The sequence below is a fragment of the Clostridium sp. UBA2485 genome, from assembly GCF_002341865.1.
Lineage (GTDB): Bacteria > Bacillota > Clostridia > Clostridiales > Clostridiaceae > Clostridium_J.
Window position 1 is genome coordinate 25074 of sequence record NZ_DDOV01000060.1, and the last position, 7499, is coordinate 32572.

At 26.2% G+C, this 7499-nt stretch carries 6 protein-coding genes and 1 pseudogene; 4 read left to right on the forward strand and 3 right to left on the reverse strand.

What is annotated here, in order from left to right; translation table 11 throughout:
- Nucleotides 1-64: 64 nt before the first annotated feature.
- The 3 genes from B3603_RS12715 to B3603_RS12725 form a co-directional block, all read right to left on the reverse strand.
- Entirely contained in the window at nucleotides 65-1219 is a 1155-nt protein-coding gene (locus B3603_RS12715) for a ribose-phosphate pyrophosphokinase (RefSeq protein WP_291565443.1), read from the reverse strand.
- Nucleotides 1220-1330: 111 nt separating this feature from the next.
- Nucleotides 1331-1795, reverse strand: a complete 465-nt coding sequence (locus tag B3603_RS12720; RefSeq protein WP_291565445.1) for a hypothetical protein — start codon at nucleotides 1793-1795, stop codon at nucleotides 1331-1333.
- Nucleotides 1796-2014: 219 nt separating this feature from the next.
- Nucleotides 2015-3352 (reverse strand): M28 family metallopeptidase, encoded by a 1338-nt coding sequence (locus B3603_RS12725; RefSeq protein ID WP_291565448.1) that lies wholly within the window; start codon nucleotides 3350-3352, stop codon nucleotides 2015-2017.
- 298 nt (nucleotides 3353-3650) lie between these two features.
- On the opposite strand from B3603_RS12725, the gene B3603_RS12730 reads away from it, so the two are divergent.
- The 4 genes and pseudogenes from B3603_RS12730 to B3603_RS12745 all read left to right on the forward strand — a co-directional run.
- A complete protein-coding gene (locus B3603_RS12730; RefSeq protein WP_291565450.1) occupies nucleotides 3651-5810 on the forward strand; it encodes a Tex family protein in 2160 nt (719 codons plus the stop codon).
- Between the two features lie 512 nt (nucleotides 5811-6322).
- Nucleotides 6323-6856: a hypothetical protein gene (locus B3603_RS12735; protein WP_291565452.1), complete on the forward strand. Its 534-nt coding sequence runs from the start codon at nucleotides 6323-6325 to the stop codon at nucleotides 6854-6856.
- Between the two features lie 405 nt (nucleotides 6857-7261).
- Nucleotides 7262-7408, forward strand: a pseudogene (locus B3603_RS12740) (transposase); the annotation flags it as partial.
- Between the two features lie 29 nt (nucleotides 7409-7437).
- On the forward strand, nucleotides 7438-7499 hold a 62-nt coding region (locus B3603_RS12745), incomplete at its 3' end, for a helix-turn-helix domain-containing protein (protein ID WP_291565459.1).

Below are 7499 nucleotides of genomic sequence, written 5' to 3' on the forward strand. Positions count from 1 at the left end.
ATTATAAAGATTCCCATTTAAGAAATAGGATCTTAAATTTCTTAAATGGAGATTTTCATTATTATTATGATTTCGTACTATTTAAAAGATCCTTAACATTTTTTGTTGCATCCAATAATGGACTAATTGACTTATCATAGTTTAAATTATCTATTATATTTGCTATAAATTGAGATATATCAACCTCTTTAAACCATTTAGAATCTTTAACATTTTGAGGAATGTAGGTCAGATTTGTTGAGTATACTTTATTTATTAAACCTTTTTCATAAAACTCATTAAATTTATCAATACCCTCAGTGAATAATGAAAAGGTTGTTGATACATATATTTTTTCAGCTTTGTGCTTTTTAAGTTCTGTTACTATATCAAATATAGATTCTCCAGAAGAAATCATATCATCAACAATTAATATATTTTGTCCTTCTATACTTCTACCTATATATTCATGTTGAACAATTGGATTTTTACCACTAACTACTTTTGAATGATCTCGCCTTTTATAGAAAAGGCCAATATCAAGACCAAGTACACTAGAGTAATAGATAGCTCTATCCATTGCACCTGTATCAGGACTTATCACAAGCATTTTTGTCTTATCTATAAGCAAATCTTTTTCTTCTTTTATAAAAGTTTTAAGAATTTCATATGTAGGATAAAGATTATCAAAAGATATTAATGGTACAGCATTTTGAACATTAGGGTCGTGGACATCAAAGGTAATTATATCACCAACACCTAATCTTTCTAGCTCTTGGAGGGCAATAGCACAATCTAATGACTCTCTAACCTTTCGTCTATGTTGTCTTCCAGCATATATTAGTGGCATTATAACAGTAATTCTTCTTGCTTTACCGCCTATTGCAGACAAAACTCTCTTTATATCTTGAAAATGATCGTCTGGGCTTTTATGATTCTTAAATCCAAACATTTCATAGGTGCAACTATAATTTCCAATATCACATAGTATATAGATATCTTTACCTCGTACAGTATCTTCTAATACGACTTTACCTTCACCATTAGAGAAGCGAACTTCATTAGTAGGAATGAGATAAGATCTTTTACAAGTGTCCTTATCATCAAAATTATCATATAAATCATTTTTTCTTTTTTCTATTAAATAATTATCAATTTTATTACCTAATTCACCACTACTTTCTAAGGCGATAATTCCTAACTGTCCATGAGGAATAAAAATTGGTGAGTTTATATTCATAATATCATCTCCTTTAAGCATTAAAAACTCTTTACTTTTCTTTTGTATTAATCTTCAATCTAGGTGTTTAAGAAAGTAAAAATATAATTTCTAAAATATTATAATTTGCAATTATTCATTATTTATTTCATCTCCTCCAAAGATTAAATAAACATATATTTTAGCTATAGCTAAGAAAAACATTATAGTATCTAAGTGAAAATTACATTTATTGTAATAAACATTTAATACTTTATCAAAAATAAATAATACTCCTAATAATATGTTTAAAGTATTTTGCAATACATAATGCTTAGAATTACTTTTTTTACACAATAATTCTATGGATAGTTTTATTAAATTAGATAATATTGCTATAGCACATACAATGTAAAATATATGATTAAAGGAAAATCTATTCACAATAATATATAAGAAAGAGCCTATTAATAAAGATAAGACTGTAACTATATCTAGTGCACCTTCTATAATATAAACTTTAGTTTTGCTTTTTACATTTTTTATATCTTTAAGGATATTTATCAATGATTTTACAGCAAATAAAAACAACAAAAAACACAATATTTTTAAAATCATAGTGTATACTCCTTAGCTTTATACTTTTAAATAAAATATAACTGAATAATTAAAAGTATTAGTTATTATATTTATCTATTCTTTATAAGTTATATTTATCCTTTAAAACACTAGTAAACCCATAAAATTAAGAAATCTATATTACTTTTAATCTATTGCATATCTTTTTATAATAAAAAACTAGCAATTTTATTGCTAGTAAATTATATAATTTCTTATTTAATGTTCATATTTCCTATAAAGATAAGAAAATAAAAATATACCTAATATGGAGCCTGCAAATACTTGTTTATTATAGTAAATTAGAGGATTATACTTATAATAATTTCTTATCAATTCCTGAGATATTACATTGAAACATCTTTTTATTGCATCCTCATCTATATGTTCAACTTTATCGTCAAGAGTATGAATTCTAGATAAATCATAATCTGATAATGTGACTGCTTCTATATTATTTCGTCTAAAACCTTCATGGTCACTAGAATTTTCAAATAGATAATTAAAGTATATTTTTTCTTCTTCAAAAATTTTAGATAAATCTTTTATTAGTGAAGTTTCCTTAGTATCTTTATCCCCACCCATAATACAAAGAGGTACACCTTTAAGGCGTCCTATCATATCAAAGTTATAAAGTTTGCTTTCTGCAATTTTATCTTTATATTTATTTAAAAATTCATTTGAACCAATACAACCAAATTCTTCTGCATTAAAGGCTACGAATAAAATATCTCTATCAGCTTTTCCTAGCTTTTGAATGTAGTTTACCATTTCTAAAAGAAAAGCAGTGCCTGAAGCATTATCTAAGGCACCATTATAAACATTTCCTAAGATATCTTGTCCCATATGGTCAAAGTGGCAAGATAAAATAATAGGACTTTTTTTACTATCAGCACCTTTTATATATCCCATAACATTATTTACATTAGCTTGAGAAATTTCATAAGGTATATATACATATATAGAATTACCCATATTTAAAAAATCATTTAATCTTTTTAACTCTTCCATCTTCATCTTTATATATAGATCAAAAGGAGAATAAACCATAAAAGAGCTTCTAAAGTTTAAGTCATCAGTATCTGTAGCATAAAACACTATTGAAGCATTATCAGTTTTAATAACTAAGGCTTCATTATTATTATTTTTAATATGGCTTTTATCAAAGGTTGCTTCATTTACTTTAAAGTTAATAAAATCTTCTTTATACTCTACTCCATAATCAAATTTTTCAATTATATTATTATTACTATCCATTACTAATAATGAAGGATCATCCTCTAATACTTTAGGATATTTAATGCTAAAAGATTGTAAAAGAGAATCATCAAAAGGAATTAAATTATTTTTTATAAATTTATCTTTTATGAACTTTTCAGTTATTTGATTTTCTAGAGTTCCTGCCAATCTTCCTTTTAAATCATCATGAGATAAATATGCTATAGTTTCTTTAACATTTGAAGTATTAAAGTTATATATGTTAAAATAATTTTGGAAACTTAAGGAAGACAAAACAAGGGAAACACAAAGTAGATAGCGTACAATAAATTTTTTCATAACACTCTCCTAATAAAAATATTTCTTATTAATAATATGTATGTGTATAATAAGGTATGATAGGAAGTGTATAGATAATTCACAATGCACAGTTCACAATTAAGGAGGAAATTATTTTTAGCAAAATAATTTCTATTATGTGGCGAACACTGTTCGCCGCTACAGGATCAATTTTAAATTTCTCAGTAATCGCTGAGAAATATCTATAATTGTGAATTGTGCATTGTGAACTGTGAATTAAATTAAGTTGTGAATTATATTAGTAGTTTTCTAAAGAATTAATAATGGAGGTAAATGAATGAATTGTATTAATGAGAAACTTATAAAAGAACTTGGTTTAAGTAAAAGTCAAGTTGATAATGTTATAGAAATGTTAGATGAAGGTAACACTGTTCCTTTTATAGCTAGATATAGAAAAGAGAGAACAGGAGGTCTTGACGATATAGTTTTAAGAAGCTTTTCAGAAAGACTTAACTATCTTAGAAATTTAGAAGAAAGAAAAGAAGATGTTATAAGGCTTATAGATGAACAGGGAAAGCTTACAGAAGAAATAAAGACATCTCTTATAAAAGCTGAAACATTAACAGAAATTGAAGATATTTATAGACCATTTAAGCCTAAAAAGAGAACAAGAGCTACTATTGCAGTAGAAAAAGGATTAACTCCATTAGCAGAAGCTATATTTCAAGGTGAATTTAAAGGAGATATAGAAGCTTTAGCTAGCGAGTTCATAAATGAAGAAAAAGGTGTAAATGCTATAGAAGATGCACTAAATGGTGCTAAGGATATTATAAGTGAAAAGATTTCTGATGTAGCTGAGTATAGAAAGTATATAAGAACTTTAGTTTTTAATGAAGGCATTATTGAAACTAAAGGAGATAGTGAAGAAACTACACCTTATGAAATGTACTATGAATATAGTGAAGCTGTAAAATCCATTCCTTCTCATAGAATACTTGCAATTAACAGAGGAGAAAAAGAGAAAATACTTTCTGTTAAAATAAGCTGTGATATGGATAAGATTATAGAATATTTAAAAAGGCAAACTTTAAAACATAATAGTATAACTGATGAATTTATAGAAAAGTCTGTAGAGGATAGTTTAAAAAGATTAATATATCCTTCGATAGAAAGAGAAATTCGTTCAGAACTTACAGATAAAGGTGAAAATGGTGCTATAGATATATTTAAAGCAAATTTAAAAGCGCTACTTATGATTTCACCTATAAAAGGAAAAACTGTTATGGGATATGACCCAGGCTTTAGAACAGGATGTAAGATAGCAATATTAGATGAAACAGGGAAATTTTTAGATAATGTTACTGTTTATGCTACAGCATCCAGTGAAGATAATATTAAAAAATCTATAAAAATCCTTAAAGAAATGGCTATAAAATATGATGTTGATGTTATTTCTCTAGGAAATGGTACTGCTAGTAGAGAATCAGAAGAGGTTTTAGCACAGGTTATAAAGGAAGTAAAAGAAGAGAATGGAAAGGATATATACTATGTAGTAGTTTCAGAAGCAGGGGCTTCAGTATATTCTGCTTCAGAGCTTGCCACTAAGGAATATCCTAACCTAGATGTAACTGTAAGAGGGGCTATATCTATAGGAAGAAGACTTCAAGACCCCCTAGCAGAACTGGTTAAAATTGATCCTAAATCTATAGGGGTAGGGCAATATCAGCATGATGTAACTCCTAAAAAATTAGATGAATCATTAAAAGGCGTAGTTGAGGATTGTGTTAATAATGTAGGAGTAGATCTAAATATAGCCACACCTTCATTATTATCTTATATTTCAGGAGTAAACTCTACCATTGCACAAAATATAGTAGCCTATAGAGAAGAAAATGGTAAGTTTAAAAATAGAAAAGAACTTTTAAAAGTAAAAAGATTAGGTGCTAAGGCTTTTGAACAATGTGCTGGTTTCTTAAGAGTTATGGAAAGTGAGGAGCCACTTGATAATACATCTGTTCACCCAGAAAGCTATAAAGCAGCAAAAAAATTATTGGATATTTTAGGTTATAGTAAAGAAGAATTAAAGAAATTTAAGCTTAAGGATATAGATGAAAAAGTTGAAACTATAGGTGAAGAATCTTTAGCAGAACAAATAGATGTAGGAGTTCCTACATTAAAAGATATAATAAAAGAAATTAAAAAGCCAGGTCGTGATCCAAGAGAGGAGCTTCCAAAACCAATATTTAAAAGCGGAGTAATTGAAATGTCTCAACTGAAACCTGAAATGATGCTTATGGGCACAGTAAGAAATGTATCAGACTTCGGTGCTTTTGTAGATATAGGAGTGCATCAAGATGGATTAGTACACATAAGCCAATTAAGTGATAAATTTGTAAAGCATCCACTAGATGTAGTTAAAGTAGGAGATATAGTAGAAGTTAGAATACTAGAAGTAGATGAAAAAAGAAAAAGAATATCATTATCTATGAGAAAGTAATGAAGAAATAAATACTTAAATAAGACTTATAATAAAATTTGTATAAATTCAAATTTTATTATAAGTCTTTTTAAAATCTTCTTAGTTTAATATAAAAATAATCAAAATATTTTCTACCTGTATTATTTTCTTTAATTTACCATACAATATAGATGTTTACATAGATTTAAAATTGTTTACATAGATTTAAAATTTTTATATTATCAATCTTTAGTTTTAAAGAGCAAAATGGTGAATAATTGAGCAATATATCAAAAATAGATATAAATTTACGAAAATAGACTTTGATAAATTCAAATAGAAAATTAAGAAGATAATTAAGTTAAAATAGACAAATTTCGATATTGATTTCATCACTTAAAAGGAGTATTTTATATTTTGTTATGTAAAAAGAGAATTTATTAAAAGGTTTAAATTTATATAAAATAATAGAGTGTCTAAAATAACTAGTTAAATATAGGACGAATATTTTGCTGAAGATGCCTAGTTATAGAAATGAGGAAGGAGTTAATATGGGAGCATATTTACAAGGTGGAATTTGTTATAATATTATAATTTACAAACCAGATTTTGAAGATAGTAATTTAGAAGTTGATAAAGTTTTAAGAGCGTTAGATGAAAAAATTGATATGAGTTTGTATAATAAAAAAGAATCAGAAAAAATTATACTATATGTATTAAAAGAGGAAGTATTAATAGAAAATATAGAAGATTTTTTAAAGACTCAATTTCAATTCTATAATTTAGAAGATGAATTAAAAGAAGAAGTTTTAAATCCTGTAAGGGAATGTGAGGATTTTGAAGAATTGGTAAGTTTAGCTAAAAAAAGAAATTATGATAATCTCGGTCATGGTAGTGTACTTGAACATATATATGTTGACTCAAAATATGATATTAGAGTTTGCTATGAATGTATAACCTTTTTTAAAGAGGGCAAAATGGTTCTTGAGAATAATACCAATTTTTTAGTGTACCTAGAAGATTTAATTAAAATATCTTCGAAATATAATAAGCTAGGAAGTACAGTTAAAGTATTCATAGAGTAGATAAATTTATTGTAGATATTGCTATAAATTTATAGATAAACTACCTTAAAAATTAAGGTGTAGCTGGATATAGCGGCACCTTTAATCAATGGAGAATTAAAAACGGACAATTAACAATTGTGAGGAAAATCAATTTTAATAAATGAGTTTTAGTAAATAGCTTTTGGTAGAAGTTATTTACTATTTTTTTATCTATCTTAAATTAGGCATCTGATAAAATTTTATCATTTCTTATATCATTTTTGTTTTTCATTAACATTTTAACGTAACTAGCAGAAGCCCTCATCTTCAACGAAGTAAGGTGGGGATGAATGCGTAAAAACAACATGCTTATACTATATTAAATTACAGAAAGTAGTGATACTAATGGATTTAGATAGTAACAATTATTAAGTATTCTCAGTATATTACCACCTATTATTGGTAATATACTATAGAAGAGAAGTTATCAATGATGTAAGTATAAGATTGAAAGATATATTTGATAATATAAGTAAAAATTATAATATAACAACTGATGGCGTGACCATAGATATAGTTAAAAGTATATAGAAAATTAAGGAATGAAATGAGGTGAGGATATATTAAAGGCTTATAAATATAGAATTTATCCAAATGAAGAACAAAAATTATATTTAGCTAA